The organism is Methylovulum psychrotolerans, assembly GCF_002923755.1.
Classification (GTDB): domain Bacteria; phylum Pseudomonadota; class Gammaproteobacteria; order Methylococcales; family Methylomonadaceae; genus Methylovulum; species Methylovulum psychrotolerans.
This window is the reverse complement of the sequence record NZ_PGFZ01000084.1, coordinates 1-911: the sequence shown is the minus strand read 5'-3', so window position 1 is coordinate 911 and position 911 is coordinate 1. Positions and strand designations below refer to the sequence as shown.

General features: G+C 57.7%; 1 protein-coding gene and 1 pseudogene. Both read left to right on the top strand.

The window, feature by feature from the left end:
* On the top strand, positions 1-716 hold a 716-nt coding region (locus tag AADEFJLK_RS23715; RefSeq protein ID WP_146054753.1), incomplete at its 5' end, for a calcium-binding protein.
* Positions 717-778: 62 nt separating this feature from the next.
* Positions 779-911: pseudogene (locus tag AADEFJLK_RS23710) on the top strand (IS6-like element ISPmar1 family transposase); the annotation flags it as partial.

Sequence of the window (911 nt, the reverse complement as noted above, 5' to 3'; positions counted from 1 at the left end):
TCGAAGGCCTTAACGGCAGCGCCTACAATGACATCCTCATCGGCAACGCCACCAACAACAGCCTGTTTGGCGGGGCGGGCAACGATACCCTGGCCGGTAATGACGGCAATGACAGCCTGATGGGCGGCACGGGTAACGACAGCCTTAACGGCGGCAACGGCTTTGACATCGCCCACTACTACACCGCCACCGCAGGCGTGACCGTCAACCTGAACCTGACCACGGCGCAAAACACCGGCGGCGCGGGCATCGATACCTTAAGCAACATCGAAGGCCTTAACGGCAGCGCCTACAATGACATCCTCATCGGCAACGCCGCCAGCAATCATTTATTAGGCGGGGCGGGTAACGACGTGCTAAACGGCGGCTTGGGCAACGATGTCCTGACAGGGGGCTTAGGCCAAGACAGCTTCGTTTTCAGTACAGCCCCAAGCCTAGCCAACATGGGCACCGTCACCGACTTTAACGTCGCCGATGACACTGTCCAACTGGCGCACACTGTCTTCACCACCTTAAGCGTTGGTGTACTGACCGCCGACCAGTTCAAAATCCTCGGCAACGGCGGCGTGGTGGACGGCAACGACCATATCCTCTACAACACCACGTCCGGCGGCCTGTCTTACGACAGTGACGGCAGCGGCGCGGCGGCGGCGGTGCAAATCGCCATTATCGGCAAAGGGCTGGCGATGACTGCGGCGGATTTTATGGTGGCTTAGCCCAGTTATGTCGCAAACTTTCCAATTTTGGGGGATAATCCGCCAATTTTCGTTGCCAGACTATGAAGATCAGCTTTAAAGGCGCCCACTATCCGAAAGATGTTATCCTCCATGCGGTTTTCTTCTATGTCCGGTATGGCGCTTCCTACCGCGACCTGGAAGAAATTTTGGCGGGGCGCGGTGTCACCGTGGATC